This window comes from Ruegeria sp. AH7 (assembly GCF_056541325.1).
In genome coordinates, this window is sequence record NZ_JBQFYF010000005.1 from 61,078 (window position 1) to 86,942 (window position 25,865).

At 57.9% G+C, this 25,865-nt stretch carries 30 protein-coding genes; 15 read left to right on the forward strand and 15 right to left on the reverse strand.

Translation table 11 applies throughout. The features are described 5' to 3' along the window. The first annotated feature begins 174 nt into the window (after positions 1-174). On the forward strand, positions 175-1,890 hold the full coding sequence (locus tag ACR0JX_RS12795; protein WP_480544198.1) for a bifunctional sulfate adenylyltransferase/adenylylsulfate kinase: 1,716 nt from the start codon (positions 175-177) through the stop codon (positions 1,888-1,890). Positions 1,891-1,954: 64 nt separating this feature from the next. Here the strand turns inward: ACR0JX_RS12795 and ACR0JX_RS12800 are convergent, their stop codons facing one another. The 3 genes from ACR0JX_RS12800 to ACR0JX_RS12810 all read right to left on the reverse strand — a co-directional run bounded on the left by ACR0JX_RS12800 (position 1,955) and on the right by ACR0JX_RS12810 (position 3,586). Beyond that, the gene (locus tag ACR0JX_RS12800) at positions 1,955-2,839 is read right to left on the reverse strand and encodes a PhzF family phenazine biosynthesis protein (protein WP_480544199.1); all 885 of its coding nucleotides are present in this window, start codon (positions 2,837-2,839) and stop codon (positions 1,955-1,957) included. A 104-nt stretch (positions 2,840-2,943) separates the two neighbouring features. Continuing rightward, complete coding sequence (locus ACR0JX_RS12805; protein WP_170536263.1) at positions 2,944-3,168, reverse strand: DUF1150 family protein; 225 nt, start codon at positions 3,166-3,168, stop codon at positions 2,944-2,946. A gap of 4 nt (positions 3,169-3,172) precedes the next feature. Next, positions 3,173-3,586 carry an Hsp20 family protein gene (locus ACR0JX_RS12810; RefSeq protein ID WP_058275530.1) on the reverse strand — a complete coding sequence of 138 codons (414 nt, stop codon included), beginning with the start codon at positions 3,584-3,586 and terminating at the stop codon, positions 3,173-3,175. A 163-nt stretch (positions 3,587-3,749) separates the two neighbouring features. On the opposite strand from ACR0JX_RS12810, the gene ACR0JX_RS12815 reads away from it, so the two are divergent. From ACR0JX_RS12815 to ACR0JX_RS12830, 4 genes are all read left to right on the forward strand, one after another. Beyond that, positions 3,750-3,974 carry a YdcH family protein gene (locus ACR0JX_RS12815; protein ID WP_170536261.1) on the forward strand — a complete coding sequence of 75 codons (225 nt, stop codon included), beginning with the start codon at positions 3,750-3,752 and terminating at the stop codon, positions 3,972-3,974. 76 nt (positions 3,975-4,050) lie between these two features. Further along, positions 4,051-4,536, forward strand: coding sequence for a 5-(carboxyamino)imidazole ribonucleotide mutase (purE, locus tag ACR0JX_RS12820; protein WP_480544200.1), 486 nt, complete (start codon positions 4,051-4,053; stop codon positions 4,534-4,536). Beyond that, positions 4,533-5,288 carry an NAD(P)-binding domain-containing protein gene (locus tag ACR0JX_RS12825; RefSeq protein WP_480544201.1) on the forward strand — a complete coding sequence of 252 codons (756 nt, stop codon included), beginning with the start codon at positions 4,533-4,535 and terminating at the stop codon, positions 5,286-5,288. The genes purE and ACR0JX_RS12825 overlap by 4 nt, the downstream gene beginning before the upstream one ends. A gap of 2 nt (positions 5,289-5,290) precedes the next feature. Then, complete coding sequence (locus ACR0JX_RS12830; protein WP_480544490.1) at positions 5,291-6,361, forward strand: 5-(carboxyamino)imidazole ribonucleotide synthase; 1,071 nt, start codon at positions 5,291-5,293, stop codon at positions 6,359-6,361. A 63-nt stretch (positions 6,362-6,424) separates the two neighbouring features. On the opposite strand, the gene ACR0JX_RS12835 is transcribed toward ACR0JX_RS12830, so the two are convergent. From ACR0JX_RS12835 to groES, 5 genes are all read right to left on the reverse strand, one after another. After that, positions 6,425-7,576, reverse strand: coding sequence for an alpha-D-ribose 1-methylphosphonate 5-triphosphate diphosphatase (locus ACR0JX_RS12835; protein WP_480544202.1), 1,152 nt, complete (start codon positions 7,574-7,576; stop codon positions 6,425-6,427). After that, on the reverse strand, positions 7,573-8,346 hold the full coding sequence (locus ACR0JX_RS12840; protein WP_480544203.1) for an alpha/beta fold hydrolase: 774 nt from the start codon (positions 8,344-8,346) through the stop codon (positions 7,573-7,575). Before ACR0JX_RS12840 ends, ACR0JX_RS12835 begins: the two co-directional genes overlap by 4 nt. A 38-nt stretch (positions 8,347-8,384) precedes the next feature. Beyond that, positions 8,385-9,227, reverse strand: a complete 843-nt coding sequence (locus tag ACR0JX_RS12845; RefSeq protein ID WP_480544204.1) for a DMT family transporter — start codon at positions 9,225-9,227, stop codon at positions 8,385-8,387. 174 nt (positions 9,228-9,401) lie between these two features. Then, positions 9,402-11,045, reverse strand: a complete 1,644-nt coding sequence (gene groL / locus ACR0JX_RS12850; RefSeq protein WP_480544205.1) for a chaperonin GroEL — start codon at positions 11,043-11,045, stop codon at positions 9,402-9,404. A gap of 56 nt (positions 11,046-11,101) precedes the next feature. Then, on the reverse strand, positions 11,102-11,389 hold the full coding sequence (groES, locus tag ACR0JX_RS12855) for a co-chaperone GroES (protein WP_170536247.1): 288 nt from the start codon (positions 11,387-11,389) through the stop codon (positions 11,102-11,104). A 226-nt stretch (positions 11,390-11,615) separates the two neighbouring features. Between groES and bla the strand changes: the two genes are divergently transcribed. Beyond that, the gene (bla, locus tag ACR0JX_RS12860) at positions 11,616-12,497 is read left to right on the forward strand and encodes a class A beta-lactamase (RefSeq protein WP_480544206.1); all 882 of its coding nucleotides are present in this window, start codon (positions 11,616-11,618) and stop codon (positions 12,495-12,497) included. Positions 12,498-12,515: 18 nt separating this feature from the next. Here the strand turns inward: bla and ACR0JX_RS12865 are convergent, their stop codons facing one another. Then, complete coding sequence (locus tag ACR0JX_RS12865) at positions 12,516-13,196, reverse strand: DUF2161 domain-containing phosphodiesterase (protein ID WP_480544207.1); 681 nt, start codon at positions 13,194-13,196, stop codon at positions 12,516-12,518. A 104-nt stretch (positions 13,197-13,300) separates the two neighbouring features. On the opposite strand from ACR0JX_RS12865, the gene ACR0JX_RS12870 reads away from it, so the two are divergent. The 7 genes from ACR0JX_RS12870 (at position 13,301) to ACR0JX_RS12900 (ending at position 19,582) form a co-directional block, all read left to right on the forward strand. Continuing rightward, positions 13,301-14,281 (forward strand): TraB/GumN family protein, encoded by a 981-nt coding sequence (locus tag ACR0JX_RS12870; RefSeq protein ID WP_480544208.1) that lies wholly within the window; start codon positions 13,301-13,303, stop codon positions 14,279-14,281. Between the two features lie 118 nt (positions 14,282-14,399). Beyond that, positions 14,400-15,320 carry a manganese-dependent inorganic pyrophosphatase gene (locus tag ACR0JX_RS12875; protein ID WP_480544209.1) on the forward strand — a complete coding sequence of 307 codons (921 nt, stop codon included), beginning with the start codon at positions 14,400-14,402 and terminating at the stop codon, positions 15,318-15,320. Between the two features lie 238 nt (positions 15,321-15,558). Beyond that, the gene (locus tag ACR0JX_RS12880) at positions 15,559-16,434 is read left to right on the forward strand and encodes a TIGR01459 family HAD-type hydrolase (RefSeq protein ID WP_480499661.1); all 876 of its coding nucleotides are present in this window, start codon (positions 15,559-15,561) and stop codon (positions 16,432-16,434) included. A 101-nt stretch (positions 16,435-16,535) separates the two neighbouring features. Further along, positions 16,536-16,979 (forward strand): MaoC family dehydratase, encoded by a 444-nt coding sequence (locus ACR0JX_RS12885; RefSeq protein ID WP_170536235.1) that lies wholly within the window; start codon positions 16,536-16,538, stop codon positions 16,977-16,979. A 166-nt stretch (positions 16,980-17,145) separates the two neighbouring features. Then, a complete protein-coding gene (locus ACR0JX_RS12890; RefSeq protein WP_480544210.1) occupies positions 17,146-18,078 on the forward strand; it encodes a bifunctional riboflavin kinase/FAD synthetase in 933 nt (310 codons plus the stop codon). Next, the gene (locus ACR0JX_RS12895; protein WP_480544211.1) at positions 18,075-18,548 is read left to right on the forward strand and encodes a YcgN family cysteine cluster protein; all 474 of its coding nucleotides are present in this window, start codon (positions 18,075-18,077) and stop codon (positions 18,546-18,548) included. The genes ACR0JX_RS12890 and ACR0JX_RS12895 overlap by 4 nt, the downstream gene beginning before the upstream one ends. Then, positions 18,548-19,582 (forward strand): threonine aldolase family protein, encoded by a 1,035-nt coding sequence (locus tag ACR0JX_RS12900; RefSeq protein ID WP_480544212.1) that lies wholly within the window; start codon positions 18,548-18,550, stop codon positions 19,580-19,582. The genes ACR0JX_RS12895 and ACR0JX_RS12900 overlap by 1 nt, the downstream gene beginning before the upstream one ends. Here the strand turns inward: ACR0JX_RS12900 and ACR0JX_RS12905 are convergent. After that, on the reverse strand, positions 19,569-20,399 hold the full coding sequence (locus ACR0JX_RS12905; protein WP_480544213.1) for an alpha/beta fold hydrolase: 831 nt from the start codon (positions 20,397-20,399) through the stop codon (positions 19,569-19,571). The genes ACR0JX_RS12900 and ACR0JX_RS12905 overlap by 14 nt on opposite strands. Continuing rightward, entirely contained in the window at positions 20,396-20,998 is a 603-nt protein-coding gene (locus tag ACR0JX_RS12910; protein ID WP_480544214.1) for a DsbA family protein, read from the reverse strand. Before ACR0JX_RS12910 ends, ACR0JX_RS12905 begins: the two co-directional genes overlap by 4 nt. Before the next feature lie 107 nt (positions 20,999-21,105). On the opposite strand from ACR0JX_RS12910, the gene ACR0JX_RS12915 reads away from it, so the two are divergent. Both ACR0JX_RS12915 and rpiB read left to right on the forward strand, forming a co-directional pair. Further along, on the forward strand, positions 21,106-22,125 hold the full coding sequence (locus tag ACR0JX_RS12915) for a ribose-phosphate pyrophosphokinase (RefSeq protein WP_353010405.1): 1,020 nt from the start codon (positions 21,106-21,108) through the stop codon (positions 22,123-22,125). A 57-nt stretch (positions 22,126-22,182) separates the two neighbouring features. Next, entirely contained in the window at positions 22,183-22,632 is a 450-nt protein-coding gene (rpiB, locus tag ACR0JX_RS12920; RefSeq protein WP_480544215.1) for a ribose 5-phosphate isomerase B, read from the forward strand. A gap of 12 nt (positions 22,633-22,644) precedes the next feature. Here the strand turns inward: rpiB and ACR0JX_RS12925 are convergent, their stop codons facing one another. From ACR0JX_RS12925 to ACR0JX_RS12940, 4 genes are all read right to left on the reverse strand, one after another. After that, complete coding sequence (locus ACR0JX_RS12925) at positions 22,645-22,995, reverse strand: H-type lectin domain-containing protein (protein WP_480544216.1); 351 nt, start codon at positions 22,993-22,995, stop codon at positions 22,645-22,647. A 113-nt stretch (positions 22,996-23,108) separates the two neighbouring features. After that, positions 23,109-23,519 carry a F0F1 ATP synthase subunit epsilon gene (locus tag ACR0JX_RS12930; protein WP_353010399.1) on the reverse strand — a complete coding sequence of 137 codons (411 nt, stop codon included), beginning with the start codon at positions 23,517-23,519 and terminating at the stop codon, positions 23,109-23,111. Positions 23,520-23,531: 12 nt separating this feature from the next. Further along, complete coding sequence (gene atpD / locus ACR0JX_RS12935; protein ID WP_170536211.1) at positions 23,532-24,956, reverse strand: F0F1 ATP synthase subunit beta; 1,425 nt, start codon at positions 24,954-24,956, stop codon at positions 23,532-23,534. A 20-nt stretch (positions 24,957-24,976) separates the two neighbouring features. Further along, complete coding sequence (locus tag ACR0JX_RS12940; RefSeq protein WP_480544217.1) at positions 24,977-25,855, reverse strand: F0F1 ATP synthase subunit gamma; 879 nt, start codon at positions 25,853-25,855, stop codon at positions 24,977-24,979. Between the last annotated feature and the right edge of the window lie 10 nt (positions 25,856-25,865).

Below are 25,865 nucleotides of genomic sequence, written 5' to 3' on the forward strand. Positions count from 1 at the left end.
ACCACGGTCGCCTTTGGTATTGTGTACGGGAAAATCCTTCCATTTCCGGGGAAATCAGCGCATATCGTCCTTTGTTTGGCGACCGGTGGTGGACTTCGGGTAAGAGTCGGGGCAAATCCGCCTCGAAACGGCCGAGAATCACCGGCAAATTTACACTGTGACAAGAGTATTCTGATGACGATGTTAAGTAATCTGGCTCCGATCCCCGAACTGTATGTATCGTATGACTCGGCCCAGAAGTTGAAAGTTGAAGCCGCCGATCTGACAAGCTGGGACCTGAGCCCGCGCCAGATCTGCGATCTGGAGCTGTTGATGAACGGCGGGTTCAACCCGCTCAAAGGTTTCCTGAGCGAAGCCGACTATGACAACGTCGTCGAGAACATGCGCTTGGCCGATGGCACCTTGTGGCCCATGCCCATCACGCTGGACGTTAACGAAGACTTTGCCCAAGGGATTGAGCTGGGCCAGGATATCGCCCTGCGCGATCAGGAGGGCGTGATCCTTGGCACCATGACTGTGACCGACCGATGGACACCGGACAAGTCGCGTGAGGCCGAGAAAGTCTTTGGCGCCGATGACGATGCACACCCTGCGGTTAACTACCTGCACAACGCGGCTGGCAAGGTCTATTTGGGCGGTCCCGTTGTCGGCATCCAGCAGCCGGTGCACTATGATTTCCGCGCCCGCCGCGACACGCCGAATGAACTGCGCGCGTATTTCCGCAAGCTGGGCTGGCGTCGCATCGTCGCTTTCCAAACCCGAAACCCCCTGCACCGCGCGCACCAGGAACTGACCTTCCGCGCCGCCAAGGAAGCGCAGGCAAACCTGCTGATCCATCCGGTTGTCGGCATGACCAAGCCGGGCGACGTCGATCACTTCACCCGCGTCCGCTGCTATGAGGCGGTGCTGGACAAATACCCGGCCTCGACCACGTCGATGAGCCTGCTGAACCTGGCCATGCGCATGGCTGGCCCGCGTGAGGCAGTGTGGCACGGCCTGATCCGCGCAAACCACGGCTGCACCCACTTCATCGTCGGGCGCGACCATGCAGGGCCTGGCAAAAACTCGGCTGGTGAGGATTTCTATGGGCCTTATGACGCACAGGACCTGTTCCGCAAACACCAGGATGAAATCGGCATCGAAATGGTCGACTTCAAACATATGGTCTATGTGCAGGAACGCGCCCAGTACGAACCAAATGACGAGATTCTGGATAAGGATAATGTCACCATCCTGAATATCTCGGGCACCGAGTTGCGCCGCCGCTTGTCCGAGGGGCTTGAAATCCCAGAATGGTTCAGCTTCCCCGAAGTCGTCACAGAACTGCGTAAGACCAAGCCGCCGCGCAGCCAGCAGGGCTTTACCGTGTTCTTCACAGGTTTCTCAGGGAGCGGAAAATCCACCATTGCCAACGCGTTGATGGTCAAGCTGATGGAGATGGGTGGCCGCCCGGTAACCCTGCTGGATGGTGACATCGTGCGAAAGAACTTGTCTTCGGAACTGGGCTTCTCGAAAGAGCACCGCGACCTGAACATTCGCCGCATCGGGTATGTCGCGTCTGAGATCACCAAAAACGGTGGCATCGCCATCTGCGCGCCGATTGCGCCCTATGCCACTACCCGTCGCGCCGTGCGCGAAGAGATCGAGCAGTTCGGTGCCTTCTGCGAGGTCCATGTGGCGACCAGTATCGAGGAATGCGAACGCCGCGACCGTAAGGGGCTCTATAAGCTGGCCCGCGAAGGTAAGATCAAGGAATTCACCGGGATCTCAGATCCTTACGACGTTCCCCAAAACCCTGAACTGAGCGTCGAGACCGAGAATGTCGAGGTCGACAATTGCGCCCACCAGGTCCTGCTAAAACTGGAAAGCATGGGCCTGATCGCCGGCTAATACCAGATTAAAGAATGCCCCCGCTAAGACGGGGGCTTTTCTTTTGGCTGAAGCCAAAGTCCGGTCATATCTGGTTCGGCAAATCCACCTGCCCGCGCATCAGCACATGACCGCGCCCCGCAACCTTGATCCCGGTCATCGCATCAGAGGGCCCAACGCGGGATACCGTCGCCTGACCAGGGCGACCCATGTCATGCCCCTGCTCTGCGATGAAACTGTCCTTTGCCATCAACCCGTATTTCCAAAGATAGGCGGCCATCGCACCAGTCGCTGATCCGGTAAACGGGTCCTCGGGCGGGCTGGGAGGTGCCAGCAAGAGACGCGAGAATGTATCTCCCTCAGCTGTTGCACCCTGCAAGGTCACCAAAAACGGCTCGGCCATGTCCGAACCGGAAAACCCGGCAGCGGCGGCAACTTTGCGCAATGGCCCTACGTCAAGCTGTGCTGCACGCAACGCCTCATGATCTCGCAGAACTGTTATGCAAAAGGGCAGCCCGGTCGAAACGAACTGAGGCGGAGATATAATGACACTTTCTGGCAGCCCGATGGTCGAGGCAACAAGTTCAGCAGGTACATGCGCACCGAATTCCGGCGCGACCTGAGTCATTTCGATCTCGTCCCCAGTCAGCGTAATCGAAACAATCCCCGCACCTGTTTCAAGTGTCAGAGCATCGCCCGAGATCAAACCACGCGACCGCATCGCAGCCACTGTTGCGATTGTCGGATGTCCGGCAAAGGGTATCTCGCGACTGGCCAAGAAGTAACGCACATGGATATCGGCAACATCGGATGGCCCGGTGAAGGTGCATTCCACCAGTGAGGTCTCGCGGACATAGGCCATGCAAACATCCGCTGGCAGAACCGCGCCATCGTGGACAACGGCGCATCCGTTGCCTCCAAAGGCGCGGTCACTGAAGGCATCCACCCAATCAAAGTCAAACCAGCTCATCACGCGGCCTCCGAACACAGGAAAAAACGGCGGGGTTCGCCGGTTTTAAACCATCGCGCGTGTCATTGGGATTGTCACGCGCAAATCAGGCGTAACGGGGCCCCTCAGTGAACTGCGACCGGAGACAGATCATGCTGTCGCGCCAGAACAAAGGCCAGCTTGCGGTCGGCGACTAGCGCCAGTTGCTGACCATCGGAATCGTGCACGGCATAAAGCTGATCCAGATCACCTGCCTGATCCTGCAGATCACTTGGCAGATCGGCAACCTCGACCGTTTTGACATAAACGATACGGTCGCCTTCGGTGTTGATTTCAATCGGTGTATTCATGCTCTTACCCCTTCCTTATGTTGATTGTCTGCACCACGGTTTCCGGCACGGCGCGGGTTAGATCCACATGCAGCAAACCGTTCTCCATGATCGCCTCGCCCACCTCGACGCCGTCGGCCAGCACAAACATGCGCTGAAACTGGCGCGCCGCGATGCCACGGTGCAAGAAGATGCGCCCCTCGCTATCGTCGCGCTGACGGCCACGGATCACCAGTTGGCGATCCTCGATGGTGATCGACAGGTCTTCTTCGGCAAACCCGGCGACAGCCAGAGTAATGCGGTACGAAAAATCCGACGTCTGTTCGATGTTATAGGGCGGGTACCCTTCATTGCCGGCCTTTGCAGACCGTTCCAAAAGGCGTTCCAACTGCTCGAACCCCAAAAGATGCGGGTATGAGCCAAGAGTAAGTTTTGACACGTTTTCTCGTCCTTTATTGCCAAAGCGACGTGTGGTGCGGCCCCGTTCTGGCAACCGCGCACGATAGAATATGGGAAGAAACCAGGATGTCCACAAGGTCTGGCGTGATAACGTCTGACACACTATCTTGTTGGGTAAGCACCACAACCAGCCCGAGTCGCCAATGAACGCGCCCACCGATCTTTCGATGAAAACTGATGACGTTTTGCGGGTTGAGCTTGAGGTTTTCCGGCGGCAGCACCGTGATCTGGACGAAGCCATCGAAGCACTGCATGACCGCGGCACGGCAGATCAGCTGACCTTGCGGCGGCTGAAAAAAGAAAAGCTGCGCCTGAAGGATATCATCCGCCTTATCGAAGATCGTCTGACGCCGGACATCATCGCCTGATATCGGCTTAACGCATTGCCACTAAGGCGGATTTGGATATAGTTCGCGCTCTGCGAACAGGGCGGGGATCAAACGGATGGGTAACGTCAAAGTCGGGATCATCATGGGTAGCCAGTCGGACTGGCCCACGATGAAGGAAGCCGCAGATATTCTGGACGAATTGGGTGTCGCCTATGAAAAGCGTATCGTGTCGGCCCACCGCACGCCGGACCGCCTCTGGGACTATGGCAAAACTGCCGTCGAACGCGGCTTGAACGTGATCATCGCTGGCGCAGGCGGTGCGGCGCATCTACCGGGCATGACGGCCTCAAAAACGCGTGTGCCGGTGATCGGCGTTCCTGTTCAGACCCGTGCTCTGTCAGGGGTTGATTCGCTGTATTCCATTGTGCAGATGCCCAAGGGTTTCCCCGTTGCCACGATGGCCATCGGATCAGCCGGTGGTGCAAATGCAGGGCTGATGGCCGCAGGGATTCTGGCACTGCAAGATGACGCGTTGGCCATGCGGCTGGACGCATGGCGCGCGGCACTGTCAGCCTCTATCGCAGAAGAACCCGAAGGATGAGCCGGATCGGCTTTGTCGGAACCGGCCATATCGCGGCCCCAATGGTGCGCTTTCTGGCGACCAGAGGTCATGACATCTGGGTCACGACACGCAATACAGAGGTATCCGGGCAACTCAAATCAGAACTGGGTGTAACCGTCGCGGATGCACAATCCGTTGTCGACGCATCGGACATCGTGTTTTTGTGTCTGCGCCCACAGGTGGCCGCTGATATTCTGACACCTCTGATCTTTCGCGCGGATCAACAGATTGTTTCTGTAATGGCCGCCGTTTCGACAGATCAATTGGCAAAGCTCTGTGCACCTGCGTCGGATTTCGTGCAGACCATCCCCCTGGGTTTTCTGGCAACCGGTGGTTGCCCATTGGCCGCTTTAGGCAATGATCGCCTGTTGGCCGATCTCTTCGAACCGGAAAACCCAGTGATCAAGGTCGCTGACGAGGCCGCGCTGAACGCCCATTTCGCGATCTGCGCCATGGTTCCCGGGATGCTGGATTTGATGGCAACCGGAGCAGATTGGTTGGCCGGTCAAACCGGAAACGCAGACGGTGCGGAATTTTATACGACACAACTGATCTCGGGCTTCCTTTCCGCGATGGAAAAGGGCAAAGCGGGGCAACTTGCGGCAGAGCGCGATGCGCTGGCCACGGACGGAACGCTAAGCCTGCAGATGACCGATGCGCTACGGTCGGGCAAGGCACATGACGCGCTGAACGCTGCCCTGGCCGCGATCGGCAAACGGTTGGAGACCTGATGATGACACAGATGCTGGCCCCCGGTGCGAAGGTTGGAATTCTGGGCGGTGGTCAGTTGGGCCGCATGCTGTCAGTCGCGGCGGCGCGGCTGGGCTTTGTCAGCCATATCTACGAGCCCGGTGCGAACCCACCTGCCGGTCAGGTCGCAGATCGGGTGACAACGGCGGCTTACGACGATTCCGAGGCGCTGAGGGCCTTTGCAGAGTCGGTTGATGTCATCACTTATGAGTTCGAGAACATCCCGACCGAGGCGCTGGATATATTAGAAGCGCATCGCCCTATTCGCCCTGGACGCGAAGCCTTGCGCGTCAGTCAGGATCGGCTGACCGAAAAGCGGTTCTTGCAGGAGCTGGGCCTGAACACAGCGCCTTTTGCGGATGTGTCAGATCTGAGCAGCCTTGAGGCCGCAATTGATCAGATCGGAACCCCGGCCATCCTGAAAACCCGCCGGTTCGGTTACGACGGCAAAGGTCAGGCGCGTTTGCAGACACCCGAGGATGCCGAAGCGGCCTTGGCCAACATGAATGGCGCGCCTTCGATCCTGGAAGGGTTCGTTGATTTCAGCCATGAGGTGTCAATTATTGCCGCACGCGGGCTGGACGGTCAGGTCGCATGTTTCGATCCGGGCGAAAACGTGCATCGGGACGGTATTCTTCACACGACCACCGTGCCTGCGCGCCTGCACCCAGCGCAACGCACCGACGCGATCCTGCTGGCGGCCAACATCCTGAATGCACTCGAATATGTGGGAGTGTTGGGTGTGGAATTGTTTGTGACACCCGAGGGTTTGATCGTGAATGAGATCGCGCCGCGCGTCCATAACTCTGGCCATTGGACGCAGAATGGTTGCGCCGTCGATCAGTTCGAACAGCATATCCGCGCTGTGGCTGGTTGGCCCTTGGGTGACGGGCAGCGTCATTCGGATGTCGTGATGGAAAACCTGATCGGCGCCGATATGGACCGCGTATCTGAGCTAGCTCAGGAACGGGACGTCGCTTTGCACCTCTACGGTAAGGCCGAAGTAAAGGCGGGCCGGAAGATGGGGCATTTCAACCGGATCACGCGCGCATAGAAATCACGCTGACGCGTGATGCCTCCGGCGGAGGTATTTGTGAACAAGAGAAGCAGGCTGGGTTTAAGAGATGAACCGGGCCGCGATGTCCCCGGACATGTAGCTGATGCGTCCTCCGGCCAGTGTGGCGGCGACGCGGTGGCTCTTCCGATCCAGAATGACAAGGTCAGCGCGTTTGCCCGGCTCTATCGTGCCTCGGTCTTCGAGGCCCAAAACGCGCGCGGGACCTGATGAGATCAAATCCCAGGCGCCAACCAGATCCCGCACGCCGCTTTTAGCCAGCATCAACGCCGCACGGCGCGGGCTGGGGTAGTGATAGTCCGAGGCCAGCGCGTCGCAGAGCCCCATGGTAATCAGTTCAACCGCGCTGGCATTTCCCTTGTGTGACCCGCCACGGACCACGTTGGGTGAACCGAGGATAATGTGATCACCAGCCGAACGTGCAGCCTCAGCCGCTTCCAGAGTTTCGGGGAATTCAGAGATGTGAATGCCGCACTTTCGACACCATGCCCGAGCATCTGCGGTTGCATCGTCGTGGCTACCGAGGCGAATGCCCAGCCCTTCTAGCTCAGCGCATAGCGCTTCGATCGCAGCGGGAACTTCTGCCTGACGGGCATGCATATCAAGCAACATCTGGAAATGAACATCCGGGTTCCGCCCTGCTTTCAGCGCTTGCCCGGTCAGGCGCGGCGGTTTTTTGCCCTGCGCAAGCCGGTCATGTGGCAAGTGGTCGTTGAAGACCACGTAAGGCACTTGCCAGTCTTTGATTCGAACAGCCAGATCGGCATAGTCGTCCAGCATGTGGGTTTCGAACCTTAACTGAGGGATCAAGTCGGTGACGGTGCTGTTCCTAACCGCAGCTATCGCGGCAAAGACCTGTGCGGCAAAATCGGGGCCGCGCACGCCACCTTCCCAGCTATAGAACTGCGCCAGTACTCCGGTGGTGATCCCGTTTGCCGCCAGCTCTGCCTCAACCGACAAAATACCCTCGTTCATTTGCTTCATGGCACCCCGGCGCGGGGCGATATGGCGTTCGAAACCGTCACCATGTAGGTCGATGATTCCCGGAAGAACCAAAAAACCCGTCAGGTCAATCTGACGCCCAGCGCTTGAGGCCTGCACTTGCCCATCAGCTATTGCTACGGGCACCTGTGTCAGCCCTACGCTCGGCAACAGCACTTCGGCGTTGCACAGCGTCAGCTCCAGCGTGGTCATCTGGTTGGCTCCGACTCTGGCTCAGAGCAGTCCTGCCCGATGCAAATCTCGTCAATGATGTCAGTGACCCCATCCAGCCAGGTTATCTGTGGATCAAACTCACCGAACTCGATGAAATGCAGGGCCTGTGCCATCACGCGCGGATTGTTCATCATGAACGTGTGTGTCACCGGCAAAACGATATGATCCGCCATGCCATCCACCTTGGTGGTTCGGACCGAAACCTTACCATCGTCCCGCCCATCGATCAGTGAAGAAAACACCGGGTTCAATGAGTTCTCGCCCGCGATCACACCCAGTTCGAACTCCACTGCCGGTAGCTTTTGGGGGATGCCTTCAGGCCCAGTGCCCAGTTGCAATCCGGCGGGGCCGTTCAGATAACCGAACACTTCCCATGCGCTAAGTTCGTCAACAAGTTGGCTGCCCTGATTGGGTGGGCCCAGCATGACGACACGGCCCAGGTTTTCCGGTGCGTTGTCCTGAAGCCAATATCGCAACAAGATACCGCCCATGGAATGCGCGACAACATTGGCTGTATCTTCACCGCAGGCTGCAAACGCATCGGGCAGTGTCTGTTCAGCCAGTTCGGGAATGCCCAGATCTGTCGACGGATAGCCCGGACGGATGACGGTGTAGCCATGGGCTTTGAACAACTGCTCCATCACCGAGAACGACGCCTCGGTCCGCGCCAGCCCATGCAACAGGATGACACATTTGGCGCTGGCCGCTGCGGGCAGGCACAGGAAGATGAGGGCAAGCAGAAATCTCATGACCGCCCAATACTTCCTATGAGGGTCTGAGGGAAGACCTACCCTTGGGTCCGGCGCAGAACGGCCAGGGCGATGCCACCCAGCACCAAAGCTGCCCCAGCCAACAGCTGCGCGCCTGCAACTTCACCCAACAGGACCACACCGCCGACAATCGCGATCACTGGCACACTCAGCTGAACCACCGCGGCAACCGAGGGTGCGAGTTGCGGCAAGACCCGGTACCAAAGCGCATATCCCAGGCCCGACGTGACCCCGCCTGACAAAATAGCCAGCGCACATCCGGTTACATTGATCTGCCAGTCACCCCCCAAGAAAACCAGCACCAACGTCGTTACGGGAAGCGCGACAACAAAGTTCGCCGCTGTCCCGGCCAAGGCGTCTGGCTCGGACCGCCCGACCAAAGAATAGATCGCCCAACCAAAACCAGCGGCGACCATCAGCGTAGCCCCCGCTGCGTCTACCTGAACCGCCTCGGTCGGCCATAGTACAAAGGTCAAGCCACCCAAAGCCACCGCAGCACCTGCGATTTGACGTCCTGTGGGTGTCGTCCCATTCAATGCGCCGATTACAAACATGGATATCTGAACCACCCCGAACAGGATCAGCGCCCCAAGACCCGCATCCAGCGTCAAATAGGCCACCGAAAACCCAATCATGTACAAGGATAGGGACCCTGCCCCCAAAACCCGCCGCCTAGAACGCAGCGGCATTGCACCCTTGCGCGCCCACACCAATAGGCTCAGAACCACCGCGCCAGCCAGCACGCGTACAACTGCAAAGCTGGCAGGATCGCTGGCACCACTGTCAATCGCCAGCCGGTTCAGGATCGAATTCGCCGCAAAGGCGCACATGGTCAGGGCGGTCAGCAAAAACAACTTCATCCCAATCGCATACCTGCTTCTGTCAGCTTTGCACACTCACATTCCTGCAAACGCACCGCAGCTTCTTCTGTTCAAAATTACCTCCGTCGGAGGCATGTCCGCAAAGCGGGCATTCAAAACGAAACGGGGCCGCCCGAAGGCGACCCCGTCGATAAGCACTAAGGCCTAAGCAGCTTACATCATGCCGCCCATGCCGCCCATGTCGGGCATACCGCCGCCAGGGGCCGCGCCCTCTTTGGCGGGCTTGTCAGCAACCATCGCTTCGGTGGTGACCAGCAGGCCAGCAACCGATGCCGCGTCTTCCAGAGCGGTCCGGACAACTTTGGCAGGGTCGATCACACCGAACGAGAACATGTCGCCATATTCTTCGGTCTGAGCGTTGAAGCCAAATGCCGCGTCCGAAGATTCACGGACTTTGCCCGCAACAACCGCACCGTCAACACCTGCGTTCTCGGCGATCTGGCGCAGCGGCGCTTCGATGGCCTTGCGAACGATGTTGATGCCAGCGTCCTGATCGGCGTTTGCACCTTTCAGAGCTTCCAGTGCTTTACCGGCCTGAACCAGAGCAACACCGCCGCCCACGACGACGCCTTCCTGAACAGCAGCGCGTGTTGCGTTCAGAGCATCGTCCACACGGTCCTTACGCTCTTTCACTTCAACTTCGGTCATGCCGCCGACGCGGATAACAGCAACACCGCCTGCCAGTTTGGCAACGCGCTCTTGCAGCTTCTCACGGTCGTAGTCGCTGGTGGTTTCTTCGATCTGAGTGCGGATCTGGCCAACGCGTGCTTCGATCTCAGCTTTCTCGCCGGCACCGTCGACGATGGTGGTTTCGTCTTTGGTGATCTCGATCTTCTTGGCGGTGCCCAGCATGTCCATGCTGACAGACTCGAGCTTCATGCCCAGATCTTCGCTGATGACCTGACCGCCGGTCAGGATCGCGATGTCTTGCAGCATGGCTTTGCGGCGATCGCCGAAACCCGGTGCTTTGACAGCAGCAATTTTCAGGCCGCCGCGCAGTTTGTTGACAACCAGAGTTGCCAGCGCTTCGCCTTCAACGTCTTCCGCGATGATCAGCAGCGGCTTCTGCGACTGGATCACCTGCTCGAGCAGCGGAACCATCGGCTGCAGCGAGGACAGTTTCTTTTCGTGCAGCAGGATCATGCAGTCGTCGAGTTCTGCGATCATCTTGTCTGCGTTGGTGACGAAGTAAGGCGACAGGTAGCCACGGTCGAACTGCATACCTTCGACAACATCGGTCTCGGTTTCCAGACCTTTGTTTTCTTCGACGGTGATAACGCCCTCGTTGCCAACCTTCTGCATCGCGTCTGCGATCTGGCTGCCGATTTCGGCTTCGCCGTTGGCCGAGATGGTGCCAACCTGAGCAACTTCTGCCGAGTCTTTGACTTCGCGCGAAGCAGCTTTGATGCCTTCAACAACCTTGGCGGTCGCCAGGTCGATGCCGCGCTTCAGGTCCATCGGGTTCAGACCCGCGGCAACCTGCTTCAGACCTTCTTTGACGATGGACTGAGCCAGAACGGTTGCAGTGGTGGTGCCGTCACCGGCTTCGTCATTGGTGCGGCTGGCGACTTCTTTCACCATCTGCGCGCCCATGTTTTCGAACTTGTCTTCCAGTTCGATTTCCTTGGCAACCGAAACACCGTCTTTGGTGATGCGCGGTGCGCCGAAGGATTTGTCCAGCACCACGTTGCGGCCTTTGGGGCCCAGGGTCACTTTAACAGCATCGGCCAGGATGTTCACACCTGCCAGCATGCGGTTACGGGCATCGGTGTCGAACTTGACGTCCTTTGCAGCCATGTCGTTTCTCCTTGAGAAATAAGTTTGGAATGAAGATCAGAGTGAAGCGCGGCGGCTTACTCGATGATCCCCATGATGTCGCTTTCTTTCATCATCAGCAGCTCTTCGCCGTCGACCTGAACCTCGGTGCCCGACCATTTGCCGAACAGGATCTTGTCGCCAGCTTTGACCGCCATTGCGATCAGCTCGCCGCTGTCTTTGCGGGCGCCTTCGCCGGTCGCAACGACTTCGCCTTCACTGGGCTTTTCTTTTGCACTGTCGGGAATGATCAGTCCGCCTGCGGTTTTTTCGTCGCTTTCGGTACGGCGAACCAGCACACGGTCATGAAGCGGTTTCAATGCCATCTTTGTAGCTCCTTGGGCTCAAAGTTTATCTATCCTCCCCTCACCTGTCGGTGAGGCGTTAGCACTCAGTGGGTTCGAGTGATAACGCGGCATAGCTAGGGTGTCGAAAGAAGCGAGTCAACAAGTTGAAGCGAAATTTTTTGGCCAAACCTGATCGGTCATGTGGTTGTTTGCGAAGACCAGCTGCATAGGTAGGCCACGACAAAAACAATATGGGGCAAATTCGATGCGCAGATTTCAATTTCTTGCTGTCGGTCTACTACTTTTGACTTATGTGACCACAGGTCCGGCCACGCCGGTTCAAGCACAGAGCCTGACTGATACTGTTAAGGCATGGGAGCGCGAACTTGACGCACGGATTGGGGTGCTGCTGTACGAGGTCGACAGCGGATTGGAGGTTGCCTATCGCGCGGATGAACGGTTTGCGATGTCCAGCACATTCAAACCTCTTTTGTGCGGCGCGATCTTGGCAGGGGTCGACACAGGTACCCAAGCGTTATCGGAACGCGTTACCTATCAATCATCTGACCTCGTCGACTACTCGCCTGTCACCAGTAAGCACGTAGAAACCGGCATGACCGTGCGAGACCTGTGCAAAGCAACCATAACGATCAGCGACAACACCGCAGCCAACCTGTTGTTGCAGCGATTGGGCGGGCCCAGCGAACTAACTAACTTTTTGCGGACTACAGGCGACGCCACCACCCGCCTTGATCGCTGGGAAACAGCGCTGAACCAAGCCACACCAGGTGACCCACGCGACACAACAACGCCCCGGGCAATTTTGGAGACGTTGGAACGGCTGCTGGATGGCACGCGCCTTTCACCAGCCTCCGCCGCTCAACTCAGGCAATGGATGATCGAAGATCAGGTCGCCGACGAACTCATCCGCCCTCATGTCCCAGAAGGGTGGACAATCGGGGACAAGACCGGCGCGGGCGGCCACGGTAACCGCGCGATCATCGCTTTTCTCCAAACCCCAGAGCCACGCACCTATCTGACGGCCATCTATCTCACCGAAACAAACGCATCCTTTGCAAAACGCAACGCTGTGATTTCCGATATTGGCCGCGCAATGATCGCCGAGATTGAAGCGCATGCTGAGTGAATAAGCCCATCCGCGTGGCTAGATTTCATCCGCATCTTCCCAGCTATATGCCCAGTGCTTCAGCCCCTCTTCACCCGCAGAGGACAGGCCATAAACACCTGTCTCAACCTTATCGAACCAGCCATAATGGTTTTCACGCATCAAGCGTGTGGCGACAGAAACACCGGTCGCAACCGCAACCTCAGAACCTTTGGTTGCGCCGTGCTCTGCCAGATGCGCGGCGCATTTTAGTGCGTCCTGCCGATATGCAGTCACAATCCCGTACCGAGTCGCACCACCAGCGTTGGGATCACCCTCCAGTCGATCAAACTCCCGCAGCATGCGCGCTGCTTTGACCTTGTTCTTTCGCGGCGCGTAGGGCCCGGGATCGCACTGCACTTCGACCGCGCCATCGGCACGAACAGTGATCAGCCCCAAACCCAAACGGCGGCACATAGCCAGATTATCGCGCAGCGCGCGTCTGGCCGAACGCCCGGTAGGCTTGCTGACCCCCAGATAGACCTGATCGGTGATCTTTAGCCGCGCAATGGCCTGATGAAACAAGGCCAGAGAAAACCGCAATTTAAGCTCGACAATCACGGGGTCAGACCCTTCGCGCACCGCCATGATATCTGCCGGGCCCACTTCACCCTTCACGGTATAACCCTGACGCTCCAACAACGCCTTGATCGGGGGGTATAGATCCTGCTCGCGCTCCATGGCCCGATGCTATGGGTTTCGGGCAGAAATACCAGATGCGTCGCCTTGAATATGCTGCATTTGCATGACTAAGTCCTTGCCTGACCCATCCCGGAGGATCGCACATGCGCTTGTTGGCCCTGATCGGATTTATGCTGCTGCCCGCTGCGGTACACGCCACCTGCGAAGGGCAGGACCTGCGCCCGCTGATGTCTGCCGCCCAGCAGGACCGCCTGGTTCAATCCCTCGCCAACATTCCCTATGCGGAAGGCAACCATTGGATCGCCAGCAAAGGGGACACCACGCTGCATCTAATCGGAACGCTCCATACCAATGATCCTCGCATGGATGCGGTGGTTGAACGCCTGGCCCCTGCCCTCAGCCAGGCCGATGCCTTTTACTTCGAGGTCACTCAGACCGAGATGAAGACATTTGAACAAGGTCTCGCACAGGATCTCAGCCCGGTCATGATCACCTCAGGGCCCACACTGATCGACCTGATGAGCGCTGAGGACTGGGCGAATTTATCCAACACACTAGCGGAACGTGGCATCCCCAGCTGGATGGCGGCAAAGATGCGCCCCTGGTTTCTCAGTATGATGCTGGGCATCCCGCCCTGCCTGATGCAGAGCCCAGATGCCAAATATGGAATGGATGCGCGGCTGACCGATCTGGCCGAGGCCCATGACATCCCGCAGCATTCCCTTGAACGGGTCGAAGACCTTATGACCATGTTTGACGATCTTCCGATGCAAGATCAGGTGGAATCACTGGTTCGGATGACCGGCGCGTTACAAAGCGACGCCAATCACCTGACCACGATGGCCAACGCCTATCTGGAAGAAAAGCACGCCCAGATTCTGCAACTTGCGCGGCTACAGGGGCTTGAGGCGTCGGGACTGTCTGAAATCGAATACGCAGCCGAATGGGACCGGTTCGAACATAAGATGCTGATAGAGCGCAATGCCAATTGGATGGAGCACATCCTGAGCATCCAGAACCAGACCGCCGTCATCGCGGTGGGCGCTGGCCACTTAGGTGATGATTTCGGGCTATTGGCCTTACTGGAACAGGCCGGATACACGCTGACCCCCGCACCCTTTTAAGTATTCGGTCACTACCCACTACGCATCAGACGAACCGTCGCATGCGCGAAGCTCTTGGTGACAATTGGTTTGGACCAACCTATAAGGCGCGCAAAATTACAATCCTCAGGATACTGTCATGACAACCCTTGTATTTGGCCACAAATCTCCGGACACCGATTCCACAGGCTCACCGATCCTATGGTCCTGGTATTTGAACGAAATCAAAGGCGAACAGGCCGAGCCCGTCTTGCTGGGCGAACCCAACACCGAGGCTGCCTTTATGCTGCAGCGTTGGGACCTGCCCAAACCGCGCATCATCTCGGACGTGGAGACAGACGCACCAGTTGTCATCGTCGACACCAACAACCCCGCCGAACTGCCCGCAAGCGTCAACAACGCCGATATCCGCGCCATCATCGACCACCATAAGCTGGTTGGCGGGCTGGAAACCAAAGGCCCGATTGACATCACCGTGCGCCCGCTTGCGTGTACCGCGACGATCATGGTCGACCTGATCGGGGGCGACGCGGCCAAGATGCCAGACGCCGTCAAAGGTGCCGCGCTGACCTGCATCCTGTCGGACACGCTGGAGTTCCGCTCACCCACTACCACTGCGCATGACCGCGCCGTGGCCGAGAAACTGGCAGCGGAACTGGGCTTGGATGTCTCGGCCTATGCGGCCGATATGTTCGCAGCAAAATCGGATGTTTCGTCTTTCTCGGACGCCGAGTTGATCCGCATGGATAGCAAGGAATACGAAGTTGACGGTACCAAGTTTCGCGTCTCGGTTCTGGAAACAACAGCGCCCGGAGTTGTGCTGGACCGCAAAGACAGCCTGGCCGCTTCGATGGTAGATGTCGCCAAGGAAGACGGCGTCGATCAGGTGCTGTTGTTCGTCGTTGATATCCTGAACGAAGAAGCCACTTTGCTGGTGCCCAACGATCTGGTCAAAAGCGTTGCCGAAAAGAGCTTTGAGGCTACCGTTGATGCAGACACCGTGGTCCTGCCCGGGGTCATGAGCCGTAAGAAACAGATCATCCCAAATCTGAAAGTTTGATCGCAGACCACCTAACAGACCAAGGCGCCCATCCGGGCGCCTTTCTTCTTTTTGCGAGGCTCTGCCTCGCGCTCCGGGATATTTAGAGCCAGATGAATAAAAGATCCCTGCTTCATCTGGCCCGAAATATCCCAGGGGAGCCGTCCAAAGGGCGGCGGGGGCAGAGCCCCCTCTGGCAAAACCTGTTTCCGTCTGCCATAGCCTAGGCCACCCGCGCCCCAACGCTGAAAGAAAGCCAATGACCCAGATCATCTCCTCGCTGACCGAGATTTCGGACCGTTACAAAGCGCTGTTTGTTGACCTCTGGGGATGCGTCCACAACGGTATTACGGCGTTTCCCGAAGCGGTGGCTGCATTGCAATCCTATCGTGCGGCGGGCGGTTTGGTTGTTCTGGTGACCAACTCGCCCAAACCACGGGCCGGAGTGGCCTCGCAATTGGCGCAGTTCAATGTGCCAGCCGATGCTTATGACACCATCGCGACCAGCGGAGATTCCGCCCGGTCTGCAATGTTCCGCGGCGTCGTTGGGCACAAGGTCTATTTCATGGGGGAATGGGAGCGCGACGCTGGTTTTTTCGAGCCACTGAAGCTGCTGGATCACCCGATCCATATCGACCGTGTGCCGCTGGATCAGGCTGAAGGGATCGTATGTTGCGGGCCCTTTGATCCCATGGCGGACCCGGATGTGAACCGCGCGGATTTCCTGTATGCCAAGCAAATGGGGATGAAACTGCTATGCGCAAACCCGGATATCGTGGTCGATCGGGGCGAGGTACGCGAGTGGTGCGCCGGGGCTCTGGCGAAGCTGTATACTGAGATGGGAGGCGAAAGCCTCTATTTCGGCAAACCTCATCCCCCGATCTACGATTTGGCCCGTCGCAGGCTACAAGAACTGGGCGCAGACATCCCGGATGGGGACATCCTGGCCATTGGTGATGGCCCCCACACCGACATTCTGGGTGGTATGGGTGAGGGAATCGATACGCTGTTTATCTCGGGCGGTTTGGCCGCAGCTGAAACAAAAACAACACATCATCCGCACGAAGAATCCCTAACTGGCTATATTCAAAAAGAAAAGATCAACCCAACCTACACGATTGGGCGTTTGAGATAGAAATTTTGGGCTTGATTTTCTGCAGTTGCGAAGTAATAAAGTTGCCATTCTAGGGCGATCAGTGGATTTTTGTTTCACGATCGATGTCGAGTGAGGGCAACATGTTGGACAATCTTCCGCGCGGAACGATCTGTATCGAAGACATCGAAATGGGCATGACCCGTTACTTGCGCAAAGTGGTGACAGACGAAGATATCGAGATGTTTGCCCAGGTGTCCACCGACCGGAACCCGGTGCATCTGGATGATGACTATGCGCGCGATACGATCTTTGAGGGCCGTATTGCACATGGGATGCTAACAGCGGGTCTGATCTCGGCCGTGATTGGCGAACAACTGCCGGGCCATGGCACAGTTTACATGGGCCAGTCGCTGAAGTTCCTGGCCCCGGTGCGTCCCGGCGATATGGTCTATGCCGAGGTCAAAGTGATCGACATCGAATTCTCCAAGCGCCGCGTCAAACTGGATTGTCATTGCTCGGTCGATGGGAAGAAGGTTCTGATCGGCGAAGCCATGGTGCTGGCCCCGTCGCGTAAATTCGACTGATCAGAGTTAAACCGATCCCGATCAATCGCCGATTGCGTTCGCGCGAGATTAAAAACGCTTGGGCTTTCTGCCTGAGTGGAAAGGTCGGTAGCATTGCAGCCGGGAATTTCCCAATCACTCGGATGAGGTGCTTGAACATAGCTGGGATGAACAGTACCCACTTCGCATGCAGATCATCCGAGACTTCCAGTTTGTTGAGCAAAAAGATCGCGGCGCGAGCGTGGCGATCGGGAATTTTGATGGCGTGCACCTTGGGCATCAGTCCGTCATCGCGCTGGCCCGCAACGCGGCCCCTGATGCGCCGCTGGGTGTTTTGACGTTCGAGCCACATCCGCGTGAGTATTTTGCCCCCGACACACAGCCCTTTCGGTTGATGCGCGGGAATGCGCGGGCGCACCGGCTGGAAAAGATGGGCGTGGAAAAACTGTATGAACTGCCCTTCAACGCTGCACTCGCTGGTCTGTCACCCGAAGAGTTTGCCCGCAATGTGATCTGCGATGGCCTCGGCCTGTCGCATGTCGTTGTCGGCGCCGATTTCTGCTTTGGCAAAGGGCGCAGCGGAACGGCAGACGATCTGGTCCGCTTTGGGCAGGATATGGGATTTGGCGTGACCATCGCACCGCTGATGGAGCGCTCCGACAACGTGGTATCCTCGACCGCGATCCGCACAGCACTCAGCGAAGGCCACCCGCGGGACGCTGCCACCATGCTCGGCCACTGGCACCGGATCGAAGGTGAAGTGATCGGGGGTGAGCAGCGCGGGCGCGAGTTGGGTTTTCCCACCGCCAATATGTCCATCGAAGGGCTGCACCCACCAAAATTCGGTGTCTATGCCGTATTGGTCGATGTGCTGGATGGCCCGCATCAGGGCAGCTATCACGGCGCGGCGTCAGTTGGGGTGCGGCCCATGTTCAACGGTGAAGTGCCCAATATTGAAACCTTCCTTTTCGACTTTTCAGGCGATCTCTACGGGGCGACTCTGTCGGTGGGTTTGATTGACTTCCTGCGCCCGGAACTGACCTTTGACGGGCTGGACGCCCTTATCGTGCAAATGGATGCGGATTGCGAAAAGGCGCGCAGCATTTTGGGCAGCCTATGAGCACAGACCCGATTGAACGCACAGGCTTGCCTGCCCGATTCTGGGAACGCAAACCCCTGCGCAAGATGAACCAGCGCGAGTGGGAAGCTTTGTGCGACGGCTGCGGCAAATGTTGCCTGAACAAGCTGGAAGACGAGGACAGTGGCGAGGTTGCCCTGACCTGCGTTGCTTGCCGATTGCTGGATGATAAAAGCTGCCGGTGCACGCAATATGATATCCGACATCAATTTGTGCCCGAATGTATCGTCATGACGCCCGACAATATCGACGATCACGCCTATTGGTTGCCGCAAACCTGCGCCTATCGTCTGCTCTGGGAAGGCAAGCGGTTGTACGATTGGCACCCTCTGATATCCGGCACGCCGGACAGCGTGCACGCGGCGGGCGTTTCCGTTCAGGGGCGCACCGTTTCCGAGTTTGAAACCCCCATGGAAGAGTGGGAAGACCACATTATTGAGGAGCCAACCTAATGTTCTTTGCCTCTGACAATTCCGGCCCGGTCCATCCCAATGTTCTGGCCAAACTGGCTGAAGCCAATCAGGGCTATCAGATGGCCTATGGGGCGGACACGATGATGGATGAGGTTCGCGCACGCATTCGCGAAATCTTCGAGTCTCCGAACGCTGCGGTCTACCTGGTGGCAACCGGGACGGCGGCGAATTCGCTGGCTCTGGCCACCTTGTCCAACCCGTGGGAGACGATCTTTTGTTCGCCAGTTGCCCACATTCACGAGGATGAGTGCAACGCGCCCGAATTCTACAGCGGAGCCAAGCTGACGCTTGTTCCGGGCGGTGACAAGATGGCGCCCGAAGCGTTGCGGGGTTCGATCCTTGGAGAGGAAACACGCGGCGTTCACGGCCCGCAGCGCGGGCCCGTGTCGATCACGCAGGTGACTGAACGCGGATCGGTCTATACGCTGGAAGAGTTGCAAGCGCTCTGCGCCGTGGCCAAGGAATTCGAGCTGCCTGTGCATCTGGACGGCGCACGTTTCTCCAACGCTTTGGTTGCTTTGAACTGTTCGCCCGCCGAGATGACATGGAAAGCTGGCGTAGATGCGGTCAGTTTTGGCGGCACCAAGAACGGGCTTTTGGGTGTCGAAGCCGTTGTATTCTTTGACGAAAGCAAGGCATGGGAGTTTGAGTTGCGCCGCAAACGCGGGGCGCATCTGTTTTCCAAACACCGCTACCTGTCCGCCCAGATGGCGGCCTATCTGGATGATGACCTGTGGCTGAAACTGGCGCGACAGGCAAATGCAAACGCAGCCCGGCTGGCCGATGGTCTGCGTGAAAAAGGGGCCGAGTTTCTGCATGAACCGCAGGCCAATATGATCTTTGCCTCATTCTCACGCGCACAGCACAAGCAGTTACACGAGGCGGGTGCCGCCTATCACCTCTGGGGTGATACGCTGGACGGTGAAGATGAGAGCGAGTTGCTCGCCTGCCGACTGGTCTGCGCCTGGTCGATCGGGGCTGAGGATATCGATCGCTTTCTCAATCTGCTTTGAGCGGGCTTCGACTTTCCCAAAACTCATCAAGCAGCGCCGCTGTTTCGACCGGATGTGAAATCGGCAGCATATGCCCTGCGCCCAACACTTTGGTGTGGGTTGCATCGGGCAAGCGCTGTTTTAGCCCATTGCAAATGGCTGGCATCACCGGATGACTTTCGGACCCGCTCAACAGCAGGATTGGCATTGAGGCGCGCTTTAGGGTTTCAGGGGCGAGCAACCCAAACGCGTCATCATAAAGCGCCGCATGAACAGCGGGGACTGAATCAATACCTCGCACCATACTGGCCCGTGTACGTTCCGGTAGATCAGCCCATTTGGGGCTGTTCTGTGTGCTCCACATTCGGTTGAACAGCCGCGCCGCCAAAGTCTTGTCGCCTGCGGCAAAGGCCGCAGCAATGGGTGACGCATCCCGCTCATGTTGTTCAAAAGCAGCGTGCGCGTCCTGTTTTGCAATGGCAAAGAAAACCGGTTCAATCAGAACCAAACTGCGAACGCGTTCGGGATGTTCAATTGCCAGCCGAAGCGCGATCATGGCCCCGAACGAATGACCGATCATATCCATGGGTTCAGGCAACTCTGCAGCAGACAATCGGCTGACCAGGTCGAAATAATCATCCTGCCCGTCCCAATCCGGACTACAACCATGTGACAGCATATCCGGCGCAGTAGTGCAGACCTTTGGGCTTAGCGCTGCGGCCAATCCGGACCACGCGCCAGAATGCGCGATGGTGCAATGAAGGGCAAACAGTTTTCGCGGGCCCTCCCCTATTCGTCTGACATAGGTCGAGGGCTGTGGTTCGGAAGGAAATGTCACCCTTTCAGTTCAGCCAGATGCCGGTCGAGGTCGTCCAATCGGTCTTGCCCCCAGAACCTTTGATCATCTGGCGTGATGTAGAACGGCGCACCGAACACGCCTCGGTCTACGGCCTCTTCCAGATTGGCGGCATAGGTTTCCGCCCCAACCAAAAGCCCACTATTGGCCAGATCCGGGTCAAACCCGGCATCAGACAGGCAGGACCGGATCACATCATCTTGTGCCACATCCCTTTCTTCAGCCCAGCAAGCGCGCAACAGCGAATGGCACAGCTTACCTACATCGCCTGATTCATCCTTGATCGCCGCGATCACCGCATAGGACGACGGTGCCATATTGGTAGGCCAATGCGCCGGTTGCAGATTGAAATCCATACCCAGATTTCTGGACTGCCGCAGCAGCTCTTGCGCGCGGTATTCGATGCGAGAGATATGCCTGTCTTTCGGCGGAATACCCCCGGTGCGTGCGAACAGGGCCATGATATCCAGCGGTTTGTAGTTAATCGTCGCTCCATGCTTCGCTGCGACCTCCTCCAGTCGGGTGCCGGCAAGGTAGCTATAGGGCGAAATTGTCGCAAAATAGTAGTCAATCTGGGTCATGTTCACTTTCTCCGCTGCGTTACCTTTGCGGGACGGTAGACCCATGCTAAGCGGTGTCAACATCACGAATCTGTCACATTGCCAAAGCTGCCCGGGGACCTCAGCCGATGCCGACACTTCACGAACCCAAGCTTATCGCTGGGAACGCCAATCTTCCGCTTGCCGAAACCATCGCACGCCGCATGAGCTTGCATCGCGGTGTTGACCAGGGACTGGTCGATGCGCGGGTAGAACGGTTCAATGATGGCGAGATTTTCGTCGAAGTTTTTGAGAACGTACGCGGTGAGGATATGTTCATTATCCAACCGACCTCGAACCCGGCGAACGACAACCTGATGGAGCTACTGATTATCGCCGACGCGCTGCGCCGGTCCTCTGCTCAGCGCATCACCGCAGTGATCCCGTATTTCGGCTATGCCCGCCAGGATCGACGCACTAAAGCGCGCACGCCGATCAGCGCCAAACTGGTGGCAAACATGCTGACCGGCGCCGGGATCGAACGTGTTTTGACCATGGATCTGCACGCCGCCCAGATTCAGGGGTTCTTTGATATCCCGGTCGACAACCTCTATGCCTCGCCGATTTTTGCGTTGGATGTGAAAACCCAGTTCAAGAACAATCTAGACGAGATCATGGTGGTCTCACCCGATGTCGGCGGTGTGGCCCGCGCGCGGGAACTGGCCAAACGGATCAACGCGCCGCTATCGATCGTGGATAAGCGCCGCGAAAAAGCCGGTGAAGTCGCAGAAATGACCGTGATCGGGGACGTGAAGGACAAGATCTGTCTGATAGTAGACGACATGTGCGACACCGCCGGAACGCTCTGTAAAGCAGCGCAGGTGCTGTTGGACAATGGTGCCAAAGAGGTCCATTCCTACATCACACATGGCGTCATGAGCGGCCCGGCGGTCGAGCGTGTGACGAACTCGGTCATGAAGTCGCTCGTGCTGACAGATACCATCCAGCCGACGCCCGAAGTTGCGAAAGCCCCGAACATCCGCGTCGTACCGACTGCACCGATCTTTACGCAGGCCATTCTGAATATCTGGAACGGCACCAGCGTGTCGTCGCTGTTTGAGGACAAGACGCTGACGCCAATCTACGAGTCGCTCTATCACATGGACTGAGTTCGAGGGTGGGCGCAGACCCATCGTTCGACCCATATTGAACAGGATATCGGTGAGATGACCGCAATCAGACGTATCGTCCTTTCCAGCGACCATGCCGCAATCGATCTGCGACAGGCGGTTGCAGCCCATATCTCGGCGCAAGGCTGGGATGTTTTGGATATCGGTCCGACGACGCCGGAAAGCACGCACTACCCCAAACACGGCAAGGCTGCTGCTCAGGCCGTGGCATCGGGCGATTGTCAGCTGGGCATCATCCTTTGTGGCACCGGCCAGGGCATCATGATGGCGGCCAATAAAGTACCGGGCATTCGTTGTGGCGTGTGTTCCGATACCTTTTCGGCCCGCATGATCCGCCAGCACAACGATGCCAACATGCTCTCCATCGGCGCCCGCGTCGTAGGCGAAGGTACGGCACTGGATATCGTGGATGCGTTTCTGGGTGCTGAATTTGAAGGCGGCCGACATGCGACCCGCGTGGATATGATTGAGGCAGAGGACGGTTAGGCACCGTAGTCTCTACGAAATGTGCCAATCATCTGGATGCGCCACCTCACCGAAGGCTGTCCAACTCACCCGAATGCGTGCGATCCGGGTATCAGACCAAGTGCGGAACACCGCAGTAAACCCCTCGGGCGTCACATCCACAGCTTTGACTTCGGCGCGCAATGCGGACGATGTATCTACATCCCAGAGCGATATTCCGACCTGAACCACTGGCGCGGTGCGGAAGGCTTCGGTGAACCGGATCGCAGATCGGCGTTCGCGCGGGCCCTCGCCCGTCCACATGTCGCCCCCTTCGGCGAACTCGGAAAACAGCACCTCTTCGCCCTGATCGATGCCGATGGGATGGGTTAGAAATTTCTTCATTCTGTCATCATTGTTCTTGAATTCCAGAAACCTACTCTGCCTTTTTGGCGAAAGCACGACAAAAAACGGCCCCGCAAAAGCGAGGCCGTTCAAGTGTTGCGCTGTTGAACCTGTTATAGGCTCATATGCGTTCCAAGGGCTTCCATATCGGCCAGCAGCTTGGCGGCATCGTCGACGATGGTCTGATCGTCACCGGCCTTGGCGGCCTCGTGCGAGGCGCGCGCCTCTTCGATCATCTCATCCAGATGCGACCGGGTCACTTCCGAGACCGGGATGGCCTTTTCGGCCAGAACCGACAAGCTGTCGCCGTTGATCTGGGCAAACCCACCGGTGACTAGGTATTCGCTGGACCCTTCGGGTGCCTCGACCTTCAGCAGACCGGGGCGCAGCGTGGTGATGGTGGGGGCATGATCAGGCATCGCCGTCATGTCCCCGTCCGCGCCGGGAATCTGGACCGCGCTGGCCTCAAGCGAAGCAAGGCTCCGCTCGGGGCTGACGAGGTCGAATTGCATCGTGTTTGCCATCAGGGATACTCCTTAGGCGGCTTCTGCGGCCATCTTTTCCGCTTTGGCGATTACTTCGTCGATGCCGCCAACCATCAGGAAGGCTGCCTCGGGCAGGTGATCGTATTCGCCAGCCACAACAGCTTTGAACGATGCGATGGTCACGTCCAGAGGAACCTGAACGCCCGGCGAACCGGTGAAGACTTCGGCAACGTCGAACGGCTGCGACAGGAAGCGCTCGATCTTACGGGCACGGGCCACGGTCAGTTTGTCTTCTTCCGACAGTTCGTCCATGCCGAGGATGGCGATGATGTCCTGCAGCGACTTGTAGCGCTGGAGGATCTGCTGAACGTCGGTTGCAACCGCGTAGTGCTCTTCACCAACGATGGCCGGGTCCAGCAGACGCGACGACGAGTCGAGCGGGTCAACAGCCGGGTAGATACCCTTTTCCGAGATCGCACGGTTCAGAACGGTGGTCGCATCCAAGTGAGCAAAAGATGTTGCCGGCGCGGGGTCGGTAAGGTCATCCGCAGGCACGTAGATCGCCTGCACGGATGTGATCGAGCCCGACTTCGTCGAGGTGATGCGTTCCTGCAGGGCGCCCATATCGGTCGCCAGCGTCGGCTGGTAGCCCACCGCCGAAGGAATACGACCCAGCAGAGCCGAAACCTCTGAGCCCGCCTGTGTAAAGCGGAAGATGTTGTCGACGAAGAACAGAACGTCGGTACCGGACTGGTCGCGGAACTGCTCGGCCAGGGTCAGACCTGTCAGAGCAACACGGGCACGCGCACCCGGAGGTTCGTTCATCTGACCGTAAACCAGGGCAACCTGCGATTCCGACAGGTTGTCGGGCTTGATCACGTTGGATTCGATCATCTCGTGATACAGGTCATTGCCTTCACGGGTCCGTTCACCAACACCCGCGAACACCGAGAAGCCCGAGTGCACTTTTGCGATGTTGTTGATCAGTTCCATGATCAGAACGGTCTTGCCAACGCCGGCACCGCCGAACAGGCCGATTTTACCGCCTTTGGCGTAAGGGGCCAGCAGGTCCACAACCTTGATGCCTGTGACCAGAACTTCCGACTCGGTCGACTGTTCTGCAAAAGTCGGTGCAGGCTGGTGGATTGCTCGGGCTTCGCTTGCCTCAACCGGGCCTTTTTCGTCGATCGGCTCGCCGACCACGTTCAGGATGCGGCCCAAGGTGGCGTTGCCAACAGGAACCGAGATCGGAGCGCCGGTGTCGGTCACGGCTTCGCCGCGAACAAGACCTTCGGTCGCGTCCATCGCAATGGTACGGACTGTGTTTTCACCCAGGTGCTGAGCAACTTCCAACACCAGGCGCTTGCCGTTGTTGGTGGTTTCCAGCGCGTTCAGAATTTCAGGCAGCGCATCATCGAACTGCACGTCAACGACGGCCCCGATGATCTGTGTGACTTTGCCTTTTGCATTCGCCATGTTTCGTCTCCGGTTTGTCTCTACAGCGCTTCGGCGCCGGAAATAATTTCAATCAGCTCGTTGGTGATCACGGCCTGACGCGAGCGGTTGAACTGGATCGTCAGCTTGTCGATCATCTCACCCGCGTTGCGTGTCGCGTTGTCCATCGCGGACATCCGTGCACCCTGTTCGGACGCTCCGTTTTCGAGCAGAGCCGAGAAGATCGCGGTTGCAACCCCCTTGGGCAGCAGGTCGGCAAGAATGGCCTCTTCGCTGGGCTCGTAGTCGAAAATGGCACCGCTATCGTCACCCGCCGCATCGTCCTCGAACGAGGCGGGAATGACCTGCTGCGCCGTCGGGATCTGGGTCACAACGTTGACGAACTTCGAATAGAAGATCGTGGCAACATCGAACTCACCCCCGTCAAAGCGGGACAGGACGTCCTTGGCGATGTCTTGCGCGTTGGTGTAGCCAATGCGCTTGACCTCGCTCAGGTCGACATGCCCAACGAACAGATCGCTAAAATCACGCTTGAGCGCGTCGCGGCCTTTTTTGCCGACGGTCAAAACTTTGACCGTCTTGCCCTGGCCGCGCAGCTCGTCCGCCTTTTGGCGGGCCAGCTTGGCAATGTTCGAATTGAAGCCGCCACACAGGCCGCGTTCAGCTGTCATCACAACCAGCAGATGGACATCATCACTGCCCGTACCCCGGAGCAGCTTGGGGGCGCTGTCGCTGCCCCCGACCGACGCCGCCAGCCCCGCCATAACGGCATTGAACCGCTCGGCATAGGGGCGCGAGGCTTCGGCAGATTCCTGGGCTCGGCGCAGTTTTGCTGCCGCGACCATCTGCATGGCCTTGGTGATCTTACGGGTCGATTTGACCGACTCGATCCTGTTTTTAAGGTCCTTCAGACTAGGCATCGGAACCTCC